We start from the raw sequence: 21,765 nt of genomic DNA, 5'->3' as shown, positions 1-21,765 counted from the left end.
ATTGGGGACATCTTTTGCCAATGGGGTGCTGCAACTTTCCCGCTCCAAAACCGTCCAATATTTGTAATACTGATGTGACGGAGGTGGAGCGGTATTGAAGAAGAAATGGGCTGTATTTGCACTAATCGGGCCGCTAAGTTTGGCAATGCTGGCCCAGGCCGGGCAGGCGCACGCCAATGCTTCGGATGTGAGGGTAGTGATTCCAGAATTTAAGGTGAAGCTGAATGGACATTTGGTGGAAAACGCTTATCGCGAGTACCCTTTGTTGGTGTTTAAGGACATTACGTACTTCCCAATGACCTGGTACGACTCTCGTCTGCTGGGGCTGGAAGCCAGTTGGGCCAAGCAGGAGGGGCTGCGGATTTCTCAGGGGCTGGTAGCGTCGGACTATGCCGCTTACAAGTCGGATCACCGCAATGCGGCATCTTACCGCGCGGAGGTGCCTGCGTCGGCTATTACCGTGAACGGTCAGACCATCGACAACGCCAAGGAGGAGTACCCGCTCCTCAGCTTCCGGGACGTGACGTATTTCCCCCTTACTTGGAGGTTTGCGCATGATCAGTTTAGCTGGGATTACAAATGGGATCCGGCGGACGGCCTGTCCATTCAGTCCCATAACCCACAGATGCAATCGGTCGGCCTTCCTGCATATGCTGGTGAGAATGATGTGGCCCTTTTCAAGGGGTACTATTATTTTGTCCAAACGACGGAAACGACGAACCACGTTTATCGGGCTCCCGTGCAGAAGCCGTCTGACAAGGAAGAAATTTACGCGTATAACATCAAAACCTCAGAAGGGTTGCAAAAGCAGTTAACCTTTCAAATCCGTGGCAACACATTGTGGTTTACTTATCACCTCGGGGGAGGCATTATGGGTCACGATGAGTTCGTGCAAATCGGTGATGACGGGAAAGCAGAGCTGTTGCATCAAGGGTATCTCGATTTCCGCGATACGCCGTACGGAACATTAATCATCTCTCTAGGCGCTTCGGCGTTCGAAGGCGGCAACCTGTATTTGTCGCCCTCAGGTCACGATGGTACGAACGGCAAGAGTATAGGCGACCCTGATCTAAAGTACGCTGTTACGTTCAACGTTACCTCGTCAGGAGTACGAAATGACACGGCTACTTCCCTCGCCGTTAGGGGAGACGATGTGTTCGTGCTTGCTTCACGCAGCAGCTCTGACGCCAATCATATTTACAAAATCAGCCTGAAAACAAATAAAACCGATAAAATCGTCAACTCGAGCGTCAGCGGGTTCCGGGTTATTGATAACAAGCTATACTATGTAAAAGACGAAGACAACGCATTATATTCCTCCACACTGGACGGGACTGGCGAAATGAAACTTTCCGACCATGCGGTGTCATGGTTTGGCAGCATCGACAGTCATGCATATTACACATCCAAGAACGAAACAAACCATTTCGATCTGTACCAAGCAGATCCGAAAGGAGAAGACCCGCGCGTATGGACAACGCCAGTCGCTGAAGTGCAGGTGTTAAATAAAAAACTCGTCTGCCGCCTTGGCGAAAACGAGGACTATGGCGTCGTAGTGCTGGACGGTTCAGGCCGGCTGCTGCTAAAAGTGGCGGAACCTGTCGCGCGTATCCTCACGTCCGACGACGGGATTCTCGTTGCTGCTTCTGGCGGAAATGGCATACAGACAATATCTTTAACGGACAAATAATCGTATGTAACGAGAAATATAAAAAGCTGGATGTCAAGATAACTTGCCATTCAGCTTTTCTTTTCAGGTTAACCTTTTTCTAAAATTAGAAAAAAACACAATACGACCCCTGGTTTTTTCATGCAATACAAATTTTATCATGCCAGGGATGTGTGCTAAGATTATTATTTGTGAATGATAGTACCCACGAGTAACGAAAGGAGCGGTAGAAATGGCACGTGTTTTATTCATTAATGGCGGATCAGAGGGGCATATCAATCCAACGATTGGAGTGGTGCAAGAGCTTGTTTCGCGTGGAGAAGAGGTCGTGTACTTTTCTATAGAGGCTTTTAGGGAGCGATTGGAGAAGACGGGGGCTTCAGTCCGAACATTTGACGATCAAAAGTTTATTAAAGCCTTTATCTCAGGTGGAAGAGATTATTTGCTCCAGAGAATCAACGGTCTTTTGCTAACGGCAGATATCGTCATTCCTAGCGTTCTTGAACAGATCAAAGATGAGCATTTTGATTACGTCATCCATGACTCCATGTTTGGTTGTGGACGTTTGATTGCTCAAATGCTTAAGCTTCCCGCAATCAACTCTTGTACTTCTTTTGCGCAGACCAAAGTATCGGTAGATGCCATGCTGGAACAATTTTCTGAAACAGTCCCTATTGAAATAGGTAAACCTGTAATCGATAAATTTCAAAGCCTGACAGAAATGGTGAAGGAAAAATACGATGCGGAGATCCTTTCTCCATATGAAGTGTTTTGTAATCCTGCACCGCTTACAATCGTTTATACAACAAGGGAGTTTCAACCTTATGGGGAAGCCTTCGACCAAACGTATAAATTTGTAGGTCCGTCCATCACTCCGCGATTAACGCAAGATAATTTTGACTATACGGCGGCAATGAATGGGAAAAAACCAATTTACATTTCACTAGGTACAGTCTTTAACCAAGCCATTGATTTCTATAAGCTTTGTTTGGAGGCATTGGGGGACACGGATCATACGATTGTCATGTCGGTGGGGAATAGAACCCATATTGCTGATTTAGGCGAAATTCCTAAAAACTTTATCGTAAAAAATTATGTTCCACAAACGGATATTCTGCAATGCGCAAAATTATTTATTACACATGGTGGCATGAACAGTGTTCATGAAGGTCTCTATTACGGGGTTCCGCTGCTTGTAATTCCGCAAAGCGCGGATCAGCCGGTCATTGCCGGGCAAGTTGCCAGTCTCGGAGCAGGCCTAACACTCCAAATGCAGAGCTTGACCGCCAATCAACTGCGTGATCCCGTAGATCACGTGTTAAGCCATTCATCTTATCAGATTGCCGTTTCCAATATCAGGGAATCCCTTCAAAAATCAGGTGGGTATCATCAAGCCGTTGATGAGATCTTCGAATTTAAGAAAGCTGCCGGCATAAATAAATAAATAAATAAATAAAACCCATACATTTAAGCATGGGGTGAAAATGGATAGTGGGTTCCGACCGTTTCATGAAATCGTGTTTTTTGAATATATCCCCGATTCGGTAAAGGAGTCCTATTTCTCATCACGCCAGACACAGCGGCCGTTATATTCGCGAAAAGCGTCGTATCTCTCTCCTGACGGACATCAGAGGACTTATTTGCCAATTTCGTGGAGAAATCAGTCTCCAAGTGGGCAAGTAACAGCGCTGATGTCCGTTGCATGTTCGAAGAACTTCTATTCCATCGAATAAGGTCCTCTCAGTCCGTTAGCATAGACAAAAACTGCGCATCTGCTCCTGCCGTCAGGTCGGGGCAAATTGACGTTCACACTTGCTTGTCAGGGGCTTCCGTATCCTGTGAAAAAAATATGTTTTCAGCAGTATGCCCCTGATCGGTTTTCATCTTCTCGATCATGCTGTGCAATTGTTCGGGGGAGGCAGTGGAGGTCAGACCGATGTTCAGTGTACCTTTCAGTTCGTTTACATGCAGTTCCTGAATTTTGTACGTTATATTCGGAGGCGGTGTTTGCTTCTGGTTGGCCGTCTGATCGTTCAGCTTCTCTTTGAGCTGTTTATCCAGCTGATCTTTCAGGCGTTGATTTTCCGCCTCCAGCTCGTATTGCTTAGACTCCAGCATGGCGATCCTTTGCTCGAAACGACATATCCAGGAGTGCATATAAGCATTTGCATCATACATAATGCCGCCTCCTTCAGGTTGCAAGGATTTAACTTAACAGCCCCGACTTATTGGACTACAGGGTGTGGGGGCGGTATGAACTCTTCTTCCGGAACCACGGGGGTCGTCTTCTCATGAACGCCTTCCGCAATCTCCGTCGCCTTGTTGTCCGACAAAATGTTGCAGCCGATATTGAGAGAACCCAGGTTGGCGATGGAGTTGATTTTAATCTGGTTAATATAAAAGTTCATCGCTAACGCTCTCCTATACGAGGTTGCTGTTTCCTTGATCGATGATATCCGGATCCAGAACGCTGTTTCGGTCCGTATTCACGGAAGATGTGGCGTCCCCGATGACTGTGTTGCCGCCGACTGCTTTGGAATTTGCCGCATTTCCGCGCAGCAGGTTGTCACCGAAATTGACGACTCCGCCAGTTGCAACTTCGTTGATCCTGATGTTAAAGATGTTAAACACGTTTGGCATAAAGCTCATCCTTTGGGCAGTGTAAACGCAAAGCTGCGAATTGGACCCGATCTCCGTCCAAATCCGATGCCCACTCCCTTTCATTTACTCTTCGTGATGTAGTGTATTCATTTGCCTGGGCATCTGTGTCTCGAATTGCTCCCGGATATTTGCATCCGGGATCGATGACTATTTTATCTTCTCTTTGAAGTCGATATTGTCACGCACATTCACTTTAATGTTAACTTGTTGTTCGCTCTGCGGAAACCAGGTGTTTTTCCAATCTTTTAGCTGTTGTTCGGTCATCCATGGTCTGAAATGTTGACCGTTTCCAAGAATATTTGCCTTTAATAATCGTATAAATCAACGATGTTGCCCACAAAGGCGTTTGTTCGAGCACGATAATGTTGATTTTGAAAATTTGGTGACGAACGAGCAGGATTGTATGAGAAATAAGAAATAGAAGGAAAGGGAAGAGAAGAGAAGCAGCCTTGTACCCCATCTCGCCAGCATTCCATGCAAGATGTCGACCAAATCTTTTCCTCTAGAAAAGGATAATCCTTTTAGGTACACCCATACTAGAACTGCTTCCATCAGACATCCGATTATGATAGGTTCCCAATGACCTTTTGGGGTTGACTCTATTATTTTTATTGTATGCAAAAATGGAAAAGGACCGATGGAAGTTATTCCACCGATCCTTTTGACAATCTATGAATCTAAAAGTTTAACTATGTAGTAGGGCAACTTTCATATTAACTGGTAGGTCCATTATCAACTTTGGCTTCAATGACATTTTGGATGCTAGTCGGTACGTTAGAAAGGAAATCATAGCCAGTCAAAGCTTCAATATCTTTTACACTTACACGGTAGTAGCCCCATGGCTGACTATTAACCGTTTGATCATTTGGCATGATAACAGATATTACTCTGGTTGAAGTTGTTATTCTGCTAATGTCATTATTTCCGTTAGGCAATACTACGACGATCTTCCATACCTTCGATGGTACAACAACACCGTTTCCTACCGTAGTTTTGTATCCATTGGATCCAGTACCACCGCTTCCGTAACCTCCAGATATAATAAATAACTCGTTGCCAGCCGTAACAAGAGAGCGTGAGTAATTTTCCAAGTTAGCCCAAGTAATCTCGTTGTTATTAGGCGCTTGCGGAATCATATTATCCATTAGGAATGTTGCTGAATTGTTGGCAACAGAAGATGTACGGTCGGCAGAAGGGGTCATATGTCCTCTGTCAAATCCTGAACCCGAAAATTCATTCGCGGTAACCTGATACCATCCTGACGGCAATGTTGTGTCTGCGCGGAAATCATCTTGCCTTGGAGCACTGCCAAGATCAGACGCTCCCACATGCCAACTGGTCCAGTTAGGTTCGTGTTTGCTGTTATTGTAAGAAAAAGCATATTGCGTTTTAATCATCAAATAATTATTGGAATTGGTTATAACGCTGGTTGCACCGCTTGGATTGCCTAATGCCATATTATCATCATCACTTGGTGGGGCTGATAACGGCGGCTCCGCGCTGCTTGAGGAATTTTGAGGATTTATGCTGCTTGTAATGTAGAGGTCGTTTGCATTATTGTTGGTGTCCCAACCGCTGCCTTGGCCTTGTGTTGTTCCGCCGTTAAGATCTTTACGTGCTGCACTCGTCGTATTGGAAAGTGTGCCAATTGGGGAAGTTTCCGAGTCATTTACAGAACCGTAGCCAATAAAATCTACAACATTTGAATCCGTTGATCCGGATACCGAGGTCGTCACTTTCGCCAATGCAACTTTTCCGGCGGTTGCGCTTAAGTTAATCGTGCCTGTAATATCAGGAGTCGGCAGGTTAACAGTACCACTACCACCGCTTGCTTCAGCGATTAAAAAGTATTTATGAGCGCCAATGCTGCCCGATAAATTGGTGATATTAGTAAACGAGCCAGTACCGGAAGCGTACTGAACAGACCATCCAGACAAATTTATACTGGAATCCGTAGGATTGTAGATCTCAATAAAATCATTTTTGTACGACGCACCGCTGTTGCCGCCACCGCCATAAACTTCACTAATAACAACATGCGATGTAGCAACTGCTTGTACAGGCGTGGTGAAGAAATTTCCTGCAGCACAGAAAAATGCAAAACACACAGATAACAAAATTGCAATTTTTTTGTTCATTAATCCCATTCTCCCTTTAATAAATTTGTCTAACAAAAACATTCCTTACTTTGAACCCAGCCTTTAATCAAATACGGATCATAAATAGTGGCTATGAATCCCCCCTAGATGCAATTTACAAGATACAAAATTTACACTGTATTTTTGGAAAGCGCTTTCAAGTCGAACCACCAACAGTGCGAAAAAGTGAATCTTTGTAAATGTACATGTTGACATTTGCTTTACTTCCACAATATAAACGATATTTTAATCGATGTAAAATATTTTTTTTGTTAATATTTCCTTGCGAAAATCTTTGTATAACCTTATTCCGCCTATATTTGGGACATATTTCTTCATTTACTTTTTATTGAAGTGAATAATTAGTAGCGTGAAATTTTGTGCCTAATATAATGAAATTATTTTCACGTATTTGGGTCGGTTTTATCTACATTTTTTAAAAATAACCAAAACAACTTCGGCATTTCAGGAAAGGGAGGATGCTTCTTATGTTTCTTTTTTGCCTAATGATTGCAGCTATCTTTGGTGCATTTATTGCTTTGGACATGTATATTTCAAGAGTTTGGGATGTTTTCTCCGCGAAAAGCTACGATATGTTGAATATGGTGGCTGGCGATCGGAAATCCCATCCTTCTTCCATCCTCAAACGCGGTGAAGAATACAGCAATAGAACCCGTTTTCTTAGAAATCCATAACGCACATGCGAAGAAAAAAGAGCAAAGGAGTTAAGCGGATTGTATCTGCTTAACTCCTTTGCTCTTTGCTTCTATTGCTGCTTTTTAGCCTTGGCGATCCGGCAGCCCCTGATCACCGTCCTCGCCTTCTTCGTAAATCAATCCTCAAGAATCTACTTATGGGACAGCTTTTTTAGTTATTTCTGCCAGGATCGTCATGATGATTTTGTTTTGCCTAGAGCAACAAGTTTTCATAGACCCAAATGTCTTTACACATGCTCATTATTTAAACCAAGTGAAAAAACGTTTCTCTAGACCCACATGAATAGCGGCTGTAGTATAAGAAAGCATAAACGGGGTTGAGAGGAGAATTGCATTAGAATGGATCAGCAGCAGAGATTTGATAATTTGAAGTTGGGTGAGCGCGGCGCAATCGTTAGTATAATCGCCTATATTTGTTTATCATCTATTAAATTAATAATTGGCTATGCAGCTGGCTCAGAAGCATTAAAAGCCGATGGATTAAACAATGCGACAGATATCGTGGCCTCTATTGCCGTATTAGTTGGATTGAAAATCGCCCAAAAACCAGCTGACAAAGATCATCCTTATGGTCATTGGAAGTCTGAGACAATAGCCTCGCTTGCGGCTTCTTTTATCATGATGGCAGTTGGTCTACAAGTACTAGTTGAGGCTGCTATTTCTATGTTTCATGGTAGAGAGCAAGCACCGGATCTTATATCGGCTTGGGCGGGAGTTTTTTGTGCAATCGTGATGTATGCTGTTTATCGTTACAATAAAAAGCTTGCGCTCAAAATCAATAGCCAAGCTGTCATGGCTGCCGCCAAAGACAATATTGCGGATGCGCTGGTGAGTATTGGAACCGTAGTTGGCATCATTGGCGCTCAATTAAATATGCCTTGGCTTGATCCGCTCACTGCGATCCTAGTAGGTTTTATTATTTGTAAAACGGCTTGGGATATTTTCCGGGAAGCTTCACATCATTTATCAGACGGGTTTGATGAACAAAAAATAGAATTATATAAAGATACTGTATTGAGTATTGAGGGCGTAGAAGATGTAAAGGAAATTAGAGCTAGAAATTATGGCAGTAATGCGGTAATCGACGTTATTTTGCTCATTCAGTCTGATTTAGAATTTCAAAAAGCCCACGAAATTGCGACAAGGGTTGAAGATGAGTTGAAAAAATTATCCAATGTATATGAAGTTCATGTTCATTATGAGCCGGGTGTATAATCTTGAGTACGATTCGACAAGTATTGGGGGAGGGACGATGATGTCGTCTTTTGCCCCATTTTTGTTTTTTGCAACACGTGCAAAACGGACTGCTGGAATGAACAATAACCGCAAAAAAAGCGTGAATTGGAGATATAATCAATCGAATTTTTGATTTTGCGCATTTTTATCGTTGAATTCGCAGGTATAATTAGTTATAAGTGAGTAGAATATTTATACAAAATAAGAGGATTTCGAATGTTAATTATTGCAACATAAGTACATAATAAACAACGAAAGCGCTTTATTTTTTCGCTTTATCCAAAATGTTACAAAATGTATCACAAAATTCGTGAGAGGGGTGATACGGATAACCGATTCCGGTTGAAATGATATTTTCAAAAGCTTCTGTTTTAGTCGCTTTTCCAATAACATTTGGGAGGATTTGAAACTAAGATGAAGAAACTGAGGTCCTATCTTGCTTCTGTTATGATGCTGTCCTTACTACCCTTTAATGTCGCCAATGTGGCGTCAGCCGCTGATGTGGAGATTTACAAAAATCCGAATATGCCCATCGAGCAGCGGGTGCAGGATTTGCTGGGTAAAATGAATTTGGATGAAAAAATCGGTCAGATGGTCCAAGCAGAACGGGCTTCCCTGGGAACGAATGATGTCAAAACCTACTACTTAGGTTCGATCTTAAGCGGTGGCGGATCGGTTCCAACCGGAAATACGGCAGCTGCCTGGAAAACCATGGTCGACAATTTCCAAAATCAATCGTTGGGTACTCGGTTAAGCATTCCGATGATCTATGGCGTCGATGCTGTTCACGGACACAACAATCTGACGAATGCGACCATGTTTCCGCATAACGTAGGGCTGGGCGCAGCCAATGATGCTGATTTGGTGAAAAGGATCGGAAGCGCAACAGCGGAAGAAGTGCGGGCGACGGGCGTACAATGGACTTTCGCTCCGGTTATCTCCGCCGTTCAAAATATTCGCTGGGGCAGAACGTATGAAGGCTACAGCGAAGATCCGCAAATCGTAGGTAAGCTCGGAGTCGCTGCTGTCCAAGGGCTGCAAGGCGATCTCGGAGATAACGGATTCTTGAAAGGCAAAAAAATCGTCGCCAGTATCAAGCATTTCATTGGAGACGGCTTAACGGACAACGGTGTAAATACTGGAAACATCACGATTCCGGTACCGGAAGGAAAAACGCTGAATCAAGCCAAAGATGAATATTTGGCTCCGCACCTTGCTTACTACAAAAAAGCGGTTGATGCAGGCGCTCGTAACGTAATGATCACTTACAGCGGTATTAACGGACTGAAATCACACGCTGACACACATCTGATTACAGATGTTCTGAAAGGCCAAATGGGCTTTACGGGCTTTGTCGTGTCGGATTATGACGCTATTCAACAAATCGTAGTAGATGATCAAGGCAATAATATAAGTGGTGCAGCCAATTATAAAAGACAAGTTAAAGCTAGTGTAAATGCCGGCGTTGATATGTTCATGCTTTCCGCCAAAGGGAATACGACAGCTAACTCTGGCGCAGGCAGCGGCTGGGTCGGATTCATCAACAACTTAAAATCATTGGTAGGCTCTGGCGATGTATCGATGGCACGGATTGATGATGCCGTTACCCGAGTTCTCAGAGTCAAGTTCGAGAATGGACTGTTCGAGCAGCCGCTATCGGACAGCGTGACGAATCCGGAGAGCGTAATCTATAACGCAGACCATGCTGCCCTTGCTCGCGAGGCGGCTAGAAAATCTCTCGTTCTGTTGAAAAACACTAGTAACGTACTTCCATTGAAAAAAGATGGATCGCAGAAAATCGTCGTTATTGGCGATAAAGCCAATCACATCGGCTATCAACTTGGCGGCTGGACGATCAAATGGCAGGGCGACGCCAACGTAGCGACCAAAGGAACGAACATTCTGGACGGCATTAAGCAAGTAGCGGGTCCAGGTGTAACCGTGGATTGGGATCAAACCGGAGCTACAGCTACAGCAGGTCATGATATTGCCGTTGCTGTTATCGGGGAAGATCCATATGCGGAAGGTAATGGAGACCGTACAGGTACGAACCTGACTTACGGAACAGGCGGCGCATCCAGTGATGCGAGCATCGTTGCGAACTTGAAGGCGGCAAAAGCGGCTAACCCGAATTTGAAAGTAGTTATTATTCTTGTATCGGGCAGACCGCTTGTAATTACGAACGATATTGCTGACTGGGATGCTGTTGTTGAAGCATGGCTTCCAGGGTCCGAAGGCGCGGGCGTTGCCGATGTTGTTTTCGGCGACTACGATTTCCAAGGCAAATTGCCTTACACATGGCCTCGCACGTTTGCTGAGATCAATTCGAAAGACAAGAGCAACCCGTTATTCCCGCTTGGATATGGCATGACTTATGCCCAAACGAGACCGGGCACTGCATTATCTGGTGACACTGAAGTGATTCCAGGCCAAGAATTCGATTTGACCTACAGTGTAAAAAATGTAACTCAACAAGTTTACGCGCATGATGTTACGATCTCCTATGATCCGCAGAAGTTGGAATACGTTTCGGCGAGCCCTGTGAAAGAGGGAGCACAAATTATTGACAAGAAAGCTTCCGCAGGTAAAGTTCGCTTTATCGTAGCTAACGTGGGAAGTAATCATAGCGCTAGCGGAGATTGGCTCAAATTGAAATTCCGTGCGAAATCGGTTGAATCGGCAAGCAGTGCCGTAACGGTATCGGGCGTTGTGATTGCTGATGAGCGAGGCGTGGAAACGGAGCTTAGCGGCGCGACCTTCAACGTCCAAATTAGCGTAGTAGATAAAACAGCGTTGAGTGCTTTGATTGATAGTGCACAAAGCAAGTACGATGCTGCTGTTGTAGGAACGCTTCCAGGTCAATATCCGTCGGCAGCGAAGGATGCTCTGCAGGCTGCGATTAACACGGCAAAAGTCGTGCTGAACAATGCGGCAGCGAAGAAGAATGAAGTCGCGCAAGCGGTAACGGATCTGAATGCGGCGATTACGAAGTTCACGTCCTCCGTTATTACTGCTGCACCAGGCGATATGAATGGTGACGGCGTGTTCAGTATCGGCGACTTGGCGATCGTTGCGGCTGCTTACGGTAAAACGTCGGCAGATCCGGATTGGGATAAGTACAAGGCTGCGGATATCAATAAAGACGGCAAAGTCGACATTACAGATCTGGCTATCGTGGCACAAGCGATTCTGCAGTAAACGTTCTATGGTGGGAGAGCAGTCTGCCCTCGTGCAGGCTGCTCTAGCTACCACCAGCATCTAAACTTGTCGTATCCGGTTGACATGATGGATATCGCCGAGTTGGCAACGCTTTTTATGAACAAGCGAGAGGAAAGGAATGAATGTGTTAATGAAGAAGCAAGAGAAAATGTTAGCCGCTCGTTGGTTTAAATTGTTATTTAGTTTTGTGATGGTGGCATCCATCATCGCACCTCAGAGCTACACGCCTGTTTCGGCGCAGGCGCTTCCGGGCTTGCCCGATGTGGCTAGACAAGTAGCTGCCGAAGGAATCGTTTTGCTGCAGAATCCCGATTATAAAGTAGCGGGCTCTCAGGTTAATGAGATTGAAAAAGTATTGCCAATCAAAAAGAGTGAAAACATTTCAGTGTTCGGGCGTATTCAAACACATTATTATAAATCCGGAACTGGTTCCGGCGGTGCTGTCCGAGTAGATTATGTCAACGGGATTCTAGAGGGCTTGCGCAATAATCCTAGTGTACATGTCAACGAAGATTTAGCCAAAGTATATACGGATTGGGTGAAAACACATCCATTTGACGATGGCGGCGGCGGATGGGCGGCTGAGCCGTGGTCGCAAGCAGAAATGCCGTTGACTGCCGATATCCTTAATGCGGCAAAAGCGAAATCCGATACGGCGATTGCGATTATCGGACGCACAGCCGGGGAAGACAAGGATAACAAGGACGAGAAAGGCGCTTACCGGCTGACAGATCTTGAAGTTGCTATGCTTGATCAGGTCTATGCTAAATTTGATCGATTAGCTATCGTTCTCAATGTTGCGAACGTGATTGATATGTCATGGGCGAAAAATTACCCGAAAGCCTCCATCGTCTATGCATGGCAAGGCGGTATGGAAGGCGGAAGCGCTGTTGCCGATGTACTGACAGGTGACGTAACGCCAAGCGGTAAACTGAGCGATACGATTGCAAAGACGCTTGCCGACTATCCTTCCACCGCTAATTTTGGCAGCCAAACCGAGAATGCCTATGCTGAGGATATTTATGTAGGTTATCGTTATTTTGAAACTTTTGCTCCGGATAAGGTGCTCTATCCGTTTGGGTTTGGGCTATCGTATACCGACTTTAAGATAACTACGGATTCCATCAAGAGCAGCGACCAAGAAATTACCGTAAATGTAACTGTAAACAACACCGGTAAGGTAGCTGGCAAGGAAGTTGTTCAAGTTTATTACGGAGCGCCACAAGGAAAGCTTGGCAAACCGGCTAAACAATTAGGAGCTTTTGCAAAAACCGGCATCATACAGCCTGGGCAGTCCCAGCAAATGGCGATTTCCTTTGATATCAAAGATATGGCTTCGTATGATGATAGCGGAATTACGGGCAACGTTTCCTCTTATGTTCTTGAGGCAGGCGATTATAACATTTATGTAGGAAATAGCGTAAGGGATTCTGTAAAAGCAGGTGCCTATCAAGTTGCTGAGTTAAAAGTTGTTAAGAAGCTCCAGGAAGCACTAGCGCCTACGAAAGCGTTTAATCGCATCAAACCTGGCACTCAGAAGGGTGACGGCACTTTCAACAGCGTGAACGAAGCCGTTCCTACAAGAACGATCAATCTGGCAAAACGAATTCAGGATAATCTTCCTGCAGCTATCCCGCAAACAGCCAATAAAGGTTATAAATTAGTCGACGTATATGATAAAAAAGTGACGATGGATGAGTTTATCGCCCAGTTTAGCAATAATGATCTAGCATCGATTATTCTAGGGGAAGGGATGTCCAGCCCTAAAGTAACCGCAGGAACCGCAGCGGCGTTCGGCGGCGTTACGAATAATTTATTGAAATTCGGCCTTCCGATCGACAGTGCGGCAGACGGCCCATCCGGTATCCGCATGGAAACCGATACACAAAAAGCAACGAGCCTTCCAAACGGTACGATGCTTGCGTGCAGCTGGAATATCGAGTTAGTTGAGCGGTTATTTTTCAACCTAGGCAAGGAAATGCGCCTTAACAATATCGATACATTACTGGGTCCTGGTATCAATATCCACAGAAACCCTTTAAACGGAAGAAACTTCGAATATTTCTCCGAGGATCCTTTGCTAACAGGGATGATGGCGATCGGACAAACGAGAGGCCTTCAACAGAACGGCACGGCTCCTACTTTGAAACATTTTACAGCAAACAATCAAGAATCAGCACGTCATCTTGCCAATGGTCTTGTCTCGGAAAGAGCACTTCGTGAAATTTATTTAAAAGGTTATGAAATGGCTGTGAAAAGCGGCAAGGCACGTTCCATCATGACGTCCTACGGTCCGGTAAACGGAACATGGGCCTCAAGCAACTACGATTTGAACACAACAATCCTTCGGGGTGAGTGGGGCTTTGACGGCATTGTGATGACAGACTGGTGGGCAAAGCTGAGTGAAGATCAAGGCTTTTATGCTACTACGAATCGTTATGATGAACTTAACGGCAAAGCGATGGTTCGAGCTCAGAACGATATTTACATGGTTATCCCCGATGGCTATGCTGAAACTCAGAAAAACCGGAATAATAGCACTTTCAATACCGTCGCATCTCTTACAAATGGCAGCCTTACCTTGGGAGAATTGCAGCGTTCTGCAAAAAATATCAGCCGTTTCTTGATGCAATCTCCTGCTTTCGCAAGAACAGCGAATATCGAATACAAGGTTGACTATACGCCGGGTAAAGACTGGTTTAGAGTTAACACTGCCAAGATTGGCGATCCGCGACTCAGCAGTATTACGGTAGGCGGTAAGAACATTAAAAACTTCAATTCGTTAAAATTGGATTATAAAGCGTTCGGTGACTCGGTATTGTCACAATATCCTGAAGTTAAAGCAACTGCTGCAGATGGTGCAGTTGTAGATGTTGTTCAGGCGAGTACTGGCAGACCGGCGGCGGTCATTACGGCAAGCGCTGGCGGAGAGCAAAGAATTTACAAGGTTATCTTTAGCTCTCAAGAAGGATTGGAGCCCATTTTTGATAATCCAACCTATGCTTATTTGAAAAGTATTTCGATTGACGGTAAACCGATTGATGGCTTCAGAGAAACCAGATTCAGCTATGATGTGGGTCTCAACAGTGTAGCAAGCCTGCCTGAAGTTACTTTTGAGAAAAATGAAGGCGTAACAGCGACTGCTACGGTGGATACAGCGAACCGAAGAGTATCTATCAAAGCGATAAGCTCTGATCAGGCTAATACCTATGTCATTCAATTCGGTAAACTGCCGCAGAGCGATGAGTTTACTAGCACGACTTTAAACAGCGCATGGACGATTAATAAAGAAACGGCGACCAACAGTGAAAACAAGAACAACTGGTCGTTAACCGCTAACCCTGGCTTCTTAAGAATCATAGGGGAAAGAGGCGATTTCTGGACCGATCATGCGGACCTGAAAAACTATTTCCAACAGGAAGCGTTTGGAAACTGGGATGCGACAGTAAAAGTTAACATTAATAAAGCTCCTAATCAGAACTATAACGGATTCGGCATCACCGCTTCACAGGACAATAATAATTATATTTGGGTGAAGTATGAATACAGCTCAGGTAAAATAATCGGCATGGTCAAGGAATCCGGCGGTGCAACGCCAGTGAGCATCGGATCGCTTTCGGCCAGTCAGATTACCAATGTATTTGGCGACAAGAAAGAACTATATTTACGATTGAAAAAATTAGGCAACGTCTATTCAGGCTATGTCAGCGCGGACGGCGTCAATTATATTTCCTTAGGAAGTACAACGGCGGACTATGCCAATCCGAAATTCGGGTTATTAGCATCGAATGGAAGTCAAACGCTTACCGATCCATTTTATGCGGATTATGATTATGTTCGTTTCAATACGGACAATGTATCTGCAGGCGTGACGACTATTGGGCTTAATACCAAGTTGAAGGTTGCAGAAACAGAATCTGCTTCGATTACCCGGGTGATCACGCCGGTTTCCTGTAATGATGTAGACGGAGGGTTGTGCTATACAAATACTGCTAAGGGAGAAGCGATCTCATATAATGTGAATGTTGCGACAGCAGGCAATTATAAGATCACATCCCGCATTCGATCCAGCCAGTCCGAGGTGGCCCAAATGTCATTTGGTCTCTATGATGGCGCCAAGCTTCTGGGGACATTTGACATCACGACGACTAAAGGAGAATGGGCTACGTTTAACATCCCGGATGTCGCGCTTTCCAAAGGGGATCATACCTTAAGGATTGTGTTTGAAAGTGCCGGTATCGATTTGAACTGGTTAAAATTCCAGCTCAAGCAGGATGGTGTGGACACTTCAAAATTAGCAGATGCGATTCGAGCTGCTGAGAATTTGGATATGAACGTGTATACCGCTTACAAAAAGGCGCGTTTCAACACGATCTTAGACAACGTCAAGCGTGTTATGACTGAGCCGATCAACGACTCGGTAGTAGCCGATGCAATCGCTGAGCTGCAGGCTGCTGTAGCCGATCTGAAGTCTTCGGTTATGCCGAAAGATGTGGTTCCAAAAGCTACTGAAAAAATAACAAACGGTATCCGGATCTATCCTTACAACGCGCCATGGATTTTCACATCGAACACCGGATTCAGATTTGAAAGCGGCACGGATGCCATGAGTTACGTGAATTCCAATGACATCGTCTATTTCGGCAAAATTGATTTAACGAATCTTGCTGAAATTAGAATTCAATATTCTCGTGAAGGCGCCTCAACGCCATATTTCAGATTCTATACCGAAGCTGATAATACGGGAACTCCGGCCAAACGCGCAACGACGCAAGGAAGAGCCTATGGCGATGTATACAGTGGCGGATCATTCGTGCTCAATAATGAATTTGCGAGCATTAATTTTAATCAAAAGTCTACCGCTGCATGGGGGAATTATGGCATCGCCAGTACCAAGCAAACAGGGAATAATCCTTATTTGGATACCTACGTCGGTGCTGCAACCAATTTCGTTAACAAAACAAAAGCAGTGGGTTCACAAAATGTGTATATGAAATTCGATGGTTTGAATGCAAACTTCCAGTATGTTGAGTTTATTTATGAAGTGCCTGCTCCTAGTTCTACGATTGTATCTGTTGTTCAGCCGCAGCCTTTGAGCGTTGCTTATGGAACGGGCTTTGAGCAGTTGGGCTTACCGGCAACAGCAACAGTCAACTTGAGTAATAATGAAACTAAAGCTATTCCTGTTCAATGGAACAAAGGCGATTACAACGGTAATGCAGCTGGCGTATACACGCTGAGTGGAACTCTGGCAGCGGTAGAAGGTGTTACCAATCCGAATAATTTGAAAGCGTCTATTTCCGTTAGCGTATTGCCGCAGCCGGCAACCGCGAAGTTAAGCGGCCCGAGCAGTGCTACGACTGGCATGACAGTGGACTTTACTTACGGGCTTGAGCATATCATTGGTGAAGTTACCGCTCAAGACGTGACCGTAACGTATGATACCTATAAACTGGAGTTTGTGCCAACTCCGGTATCATTAAACGGTGACATGTTTATCGTCGTCGATTCCGTTTCCAAACCGGGTCAAATTCGCTTGCTTGGCGTACATTTGGGCGATTACCAATCGGCGCCGAATAAAGATTTGATGAAACTGACGTTCAAAGTACGGCCAGAAGCAGCGGCAGGGGTCGCTTCCATTGAGGTGTCGAAGCTTGTAGTGGCTGATGGTCAAGGCAAGGAAACGAAAATCGCTGGTGCTACTCTTAACCTGCAAATTAACGTAGTTGACAGAACAGCACTGAGTGCCTTGATTGCAAATGCACAAAGCAAGTACGATGCGGCTGTGGAGGGAACTCTACCTGGCCAATATCCGACAGCAGCGAAGGCTGCTCTGCAAGCTGCGATTACTTCGGCGAATGTTGTGCTGAGCAATGTGGCAGCAACCCAGGCTGAGGTGGAAAAAGCGGTAACGGATCTTAATACTGCGATTCAAACGTTTACAGCTTCAGTAATTGTAGGCTCACCGAGCGATACGAATGGAGACGGCAAAATCAGCATTGGCGACTTGGCTATCGTTGCGGCTGCTTACGGTAAAACGTCGGCAGATGCAGATTGGAATCTGTACAAGTCAGCGGATGTCAATCATGACGGCATAGTCGACATTACAGATCTTGCTATCGTAGCTCGTGCGATTTTGGAATAAAAGCTGAAGGAAGATGAGAGGCCTTGAAGGGATAACATGCCCGACAAGGCTTCTTTTTATTCGACAAAATGACAGAGGATCTCTTCATTTTTGCTGATATAACCTGACACAATTTTTAAGGTAAAACGATTATGATGGATTTGACTCTTCATTTTGGGGTTAATTTGAAACTTTGAAAAGGAGCAAATTTTAATGGTAACGTTTTCTTCTTTCCCTAGTCATCTAAGCCTATTCATAACGCATCCCGACACGGGGCTTCCTACATCGAATTTGCCGATTTATGCAGAAATTGCGATCCCGCGTGTGAAGCCGGCTCTCCCGCCGAATACGAAATTCAGGGAGCCGATGATCTACTCGCTATTGCAGGTGGATTCGCAAATATCGACAGCGAGTCGCAACTTCATCGTTCAAGTTACAGAGCAGGCTCTTGTCGATGTGATCGCTGCTGTCAGTCTCAATTCTGTGAAAATGCAAGATGGCAGCTTCATCCGAGATTTCTTGATAGGTGTCTTTAAAGATGTTCTGAACTCCGTGAATGCAGCCCGATTTGACGATATACCGCAATCGGAATTGAAATCCTTGATAGCTGCGTCTTTGAAAGACAACGCGCTTCGAATTGGCCTCATGCTAGTGGAACAACCCGAAGATAGGGGCATGATTTGGGCGGAGCCGCTCGGCGTACTTACGACGGACCATGTCGGCTATGTATCCTTCGATTTAAGACGATTGCAGCCTGAAGTGAAGAAATTGTTGTCAGAAGCGATTGAATTGCGCCGCACCGATCCCGGTTTACTTGCGAAAACCGCTATTTTGGTGTATCCGTACGGCGTTGAACAACGGTTCGATGTTTTAAGCCAGGCCAGATTTTCGATGAATGCGATCGTTGCCCGCTTATCTGTTAATTCGCCTGAAATGCTTGCACATTTCAATAACATGGGCCCCCGATCGCTTCAAAACCCCTCGCTAACGGACTGGCAATTATCGCCGACGTCTTTTGCTGCAAGTCCCAAAACGCTCGTGGGAGAAGACGGTTGCGATTCGTTAGTGCCCAGCAATATGGCGCTTCAACAATTTGTGCTGCGACAGGTCGTTCGTCTGACGGATGCGCCGGAAGGATTCGATGTTCCCGTGAATTGCAAGCCTGCATACATCGACGAATACAAGGTGTCTTGGTATTCGCTCGGTCATTCTTTAGGGGAATTATTGTACAGTTTGCCACTCGCACCTGCAGAAACGGTTAAGCTTGCGGTTATCGACTGGTCGTGGGACAGCTTGACCAAGCGCGACGAAAATACGACGTTAAACGAACAACTGCTTCATCAAACGCATCGGGATCGCACAATTACGGAAACGATGAAAGCAGGTTTGAAAGAACTTCAGCATGGCTCTTTGTTTATGGGAGGAGCGGCCCACTCGTCGGGGGGAACAGGTTCGTTCGATATGGGGATTCTTGATGTCGGAGCGGCCGTCGGCGATACTTGGAGTATGGGCGGCTCAACAGCTACCAGCGATGGAAGCAGAGATCTCGCAGCGGAGAACATTCAGCGCTTGAGCGACAGTTTTTCGCAAGCAAGCTCAGCTCAGCGTGAGCTGAACTCGACCGTCGTTATCCAAGCCAGGCAAGAGGAGAAAGAAAGCATCCAGACGAGAACGTTTACAAATTACAATCATAGCCACACGTTAACGATTTTGTATTATGAAGTGCTTCGGCATTTTCGCGTTACGGTCGAATGGGTGCGAAGACGCCCCGCGCTCTTAATTAAACTTCCGAAACAAATCGATAAGTTTGACGACAATACTTTAATTGCGTATCGGAACCAACTTGAACCTGCACTGTTGGATCCTAAATTAAAAACCGCTTTCGATGCGCTTGAAAAAAGGGAAGCCATCCGCGAATACCAAAAGGTGAACAATATTACACCGGCACCTGAGAAGGCAGCGGGTTGGGAAGGCGATTTAACTTTCGGCTTATTCGAATTCGGCGTTAAGACGGCCGAAGGTTTACGTGATAAGACGGATGAACTTGTGATGGTTAATTTAATTACTTGGGATGGCGCCAACGTAGGCAGGCCATTGCTTCATTTGTGGGAAAAGGGAGCAGTAACAGATAATGTGGACACCGGAGAGCGCCTAAACGATACGGCGATGGGGTGGTTTATCGCTAAACCGGACGTGCCGGTTGCTTGGTCGAATTTGGTCGGCTTTGAGTTTGTTCTGCACGATACGGACGAATGGCGACTTGATCGCCTGCATGTGAACGGATTTTTCGCTGGAGGAGTCGTTCCGCTAATTGAAAACGCCGACGTCGATTATTATTTCTCCACGAACGGTTCTTCGAATACGATGACGTATATTAAACGTCCCGGGCCGCGTCCATCCTCCATTCCACCGGTTCTTTCCCCCGAGGCCAGCTTAACAGTCGAAGAAACTTACGCGATCAAAAAGCTAAAAGATCATTTTGATAGTAACCACGCTTACTATAATCGTTTACTTTTGTTAGGAAACGACTCGAATTCGATCGCGCTTCAGATGGAAAAAGAAGCATTTGCGGACATAGTAGATCCGACTCCGCTCGAAGTATTCGGAAGCTATGTTGCATATCCTTTGGCAAAGAAACCTAAAATACAGGATTGGCTTGTCGTCGATCTTGCCGTTGCGCTTAACAGCAACGATCCGAATCAAATTCAATGGGCCACAAATCAACTCGCTCAGTTTAATGAACATGAACGAGAATTAATCATGGAGAGAATCGCGCTTGCCTCCGTGAGGAGCGAGCGTTTGATCACGCTCCCGACACGCGGCGTGTTTGCCGAAGGGAAGCTCGGCCACTGCAATGTGTCAGAAGAGATCGATAACACCCGCTTCTGGAAGTGGGAAGAGCATCCGATTCCTTTCGCTGCGCCAGATATCAATCCGATCACGGCTGTTCAACCTCAACCACAAGTCATTACGCCAACTCCGACAGCATTTCCTCAATCGTTAGTGAATATCGTGAATCCAACGTCAGCACCAGATCCTACAGGCCTAGCAGCCGCTCTAAATCTTCTTGGCACACCCAATATTTTCCGGGATATGTCCGGCCAACAACAAGTTGCGGATCTCTTGAAAAAGCTATCCGATAATACGATCGATATCGCCGAGGCGGCTAACAAAGCGCGAGAAATTCAAAAAAATTATCAATCGAATTTAGATAAACAGCAGAAAGATTATGATCTTGGCATCTATAAAACGGCGGCGGAAGTAGAAGGCAAAGCGATAGAAGCAGAAGCGCAGAAAGCAGCGCAGGCGCATGCGGCTAAAGCGGAAGCAGAGGCCAAACAAGCGACTGTGGAGGCTGCTAAGCAGCAAGCCGAGGCTGCCAAAAGTCTGCCGCCATCGAAGCGCGAACCCGTCTATCAAGCGGCGGCCCAATCTCTCGCAGGCAATCCGGTCAAAGATAAGTTAATTATTTTCAAGACGCAAGGTTACAACGGACAGGTTATTCCCGGCGAATTTATTCTGCATGTCCGGGACGTACTTCAACAAAAATTCGTCATCGCCTCAGCTAAAGTGAATTCCTATCACAGCCAAAAAATTACGTTTTCGGATGCAGAACCCGTACTGGACGCTGAAATTGTTCGAGCCGCAACGACACCGATCGTGATTCTGGATGAAACGTTTTATCTGCCGGCAATCGATATTCTAACCCCTGAATCCTACTCCGTTGGCAAGAGCCATAAGGTCATTAATCTGACGCTAAAGCAAGCCTCACGCGACGTCGCCTTCAAAGCAAAATCCACCAATGCAGCTGTCGATGAATTGATGAATAAATGGGGAGTAGAATTAGGCGTAAGTAAAGTCGTAGCCGCAAAAATGGTGGCAGATTATGAACAAAAGCATCAAATTACGCACGGTACGGAAGAGGAAAAGTCTTATACCTTCAATGTTCCCACACAGAATTACGAATTGAAGTTTAGCAGCAAGTAAGGTGAGAAATCAGAA

Annotated in this window: 11 protein-coding genes; 7 read left to right on the top strand and 4 right to left on the bottom strand. The window is 45.4% G+C overall.

The window, feature by feature from the left end:
• Nucleotides 1-94: 94 nt before the first annotated feature.
• Together GC097_RS02200 and GC097_RS02195 are read left to right on the top strand one after the other, a co-directional pair.
• Nucleotides 95-1,690, top strand: a complete 1,596-nt coding sequence (locus GC097_RS02200; RefSeq protein WP_171681701.1) for a DUF5050 domain-containing protein — start codon at nt 95-97, stop codon at nt 1,688-1,690.
• 211 nt (nt 1,691-1,901) lie between these two features.
• Nucleotides 1,902-3,113, top strand: coding sequence for a macrolide family glycosyltransferase (locus tag GC097_RS02195; RefSeq protein WP_171681700.1), 1,212 nt, complete (start codon nt 1,902-1,904; stop codon nt 3,111-3,113).
• A gap of 362 nt (nt 3,114-3,475) precedes the next feature.
• On the opposite strand, the gene gerPC is transcribed toward GC097_RS02195, so the two are convergent.
• The 4 genes from gerPC to GC097_RS02175 form a co-directional block, all read right to left on the bottom strand.
• Nucleotides 3,476-3,847 (bottom strand): spore germination protein GerPC, encoded by a 372-nt coding sequence (gene gerPC, locus GC097_RS02190; RefSeq protein WP_171681699.1) that lies wholly within the window; start codon nt 3,845-3,847, stop codon nt 3,476-3,478.
• A gap of 47 nt (nt 3,848-3,894) precedes the next feature.
• Nucleotides 3,895-4,077, bottom strand: coding sequence for a hypothetical protein (locus GC097_RS02185; RefSeq protein WP_171681698.1), 183 nt, complete (start codon nt 4,075-4,077; stop codon nt 3,895-3,897).
• Between the two features lie 13 nt (nt 4,078-4,090).
• Nucleotides 4,091-4,309, bottom strand: coding sequence for a spore germination protein (locus GC097_RS02180; protein ID WP_246293881.1), 219 nt, complete (start codon nt 4,307-4,309; stop codon nt 4,091-4,093).
• A 734-nt stretch (nt 4,310-5,043) separates the two neighbouring features.
• Nucleotides 5,044-6,468, bottom strand: coding sequence for a DNA/RNA non-specific endonuclease (locus GC097_RS02175; protein ID WP_171681697.1), 1,425 nt, complete (start codon nt 6,466-6,468; stop codon nt 5,044-5,046).
• A 506-nt stretch (nt 6,469-6,974) separates the two neighbouring features.
• Between GC097_RS02175 and GC097_RS02170 the strand changes: the two genes are divergently transcribed.
• The 5 genes from GC097_RS02170 (at nt 6,975) to GC097_RS02150 (ending at nt 21,750) form a co-directional block, all read left to right on the top strand.
• Entirely contained in the window at nt 6,975-7,163 is a 189-nt protein-coding gene (locus GC097_RS02170; RefSeq protein WP_171681696.1) for a hypothetical protein, read from the top strand.
• A 360-nt stretch (nt 7,164-7,523) separates the two neighbouring features.
• Nucleotides 7,524-8,399, top strand: a complete 876-nt coding sequence (locus tag GC097_RS02165; protein WP_171681695.1) for a cation diffusion facilitator family transporter — start codon at nt 7,524-7,526, stop codon at nt 8,397-8,399.
• A gap of 435 nt (nt 8,400-8,834) precedes the next feature.
• Nucleotides 8,835-11,618 carry a glycoside hydrolase family 3 N-terminal domain-containing protein gene (locus GC097_RS02160; RefSeq protein ID WP_171681694.1) on the top strand — a complete coding sequence of 928 codons (2,784 nt, stop codon included), beginning with the start codon at nt 8,835-8,837 and terminating at the stop codon, nt 11,616-11,618.
• Nucleotides 11,619-11,757: 139 nt separating this feature from the next.
• Nucleotides 11,758-17,784: a glycoside hydrolase family 3 N-terminal domain-containing protein gene (locus GC097_RS02155; protein WP_171681693.1), complete on the top strand. Its 6,027-nt coding sequence runs from the start codon at nt 11,758-11,760 to the stop codon at nt 17,782-17,784.
• Nucleotides 17,785-17,976: 192 nt separating this feature from the next.
• Entirely contained in the window at nt 17,977-21,750 is a 3,774-nt protein-coding gene (locus GC097_RS02150) for a hypothetical protein (protein WP_171681692.1), read from the top strand.
• Nucleotides 21,751-21,765 lie beyond the last annotated feature (15 nt).

Origin of the sequence: Paenibacillus planticolens (genome assembly GCF_013141725.1) — a bacterium.
Classification (GTDB): Bacteria; Bacillota; Bacilli; order Paenibacillales; family NBRC-103111; genus Paenibacillus_E; species Paenibacillus_E planticolens.
Note: the sequence above shows the minus strand (reverse complement) of the source record. Positions and strands in the feature narration are given on the sequence as shown.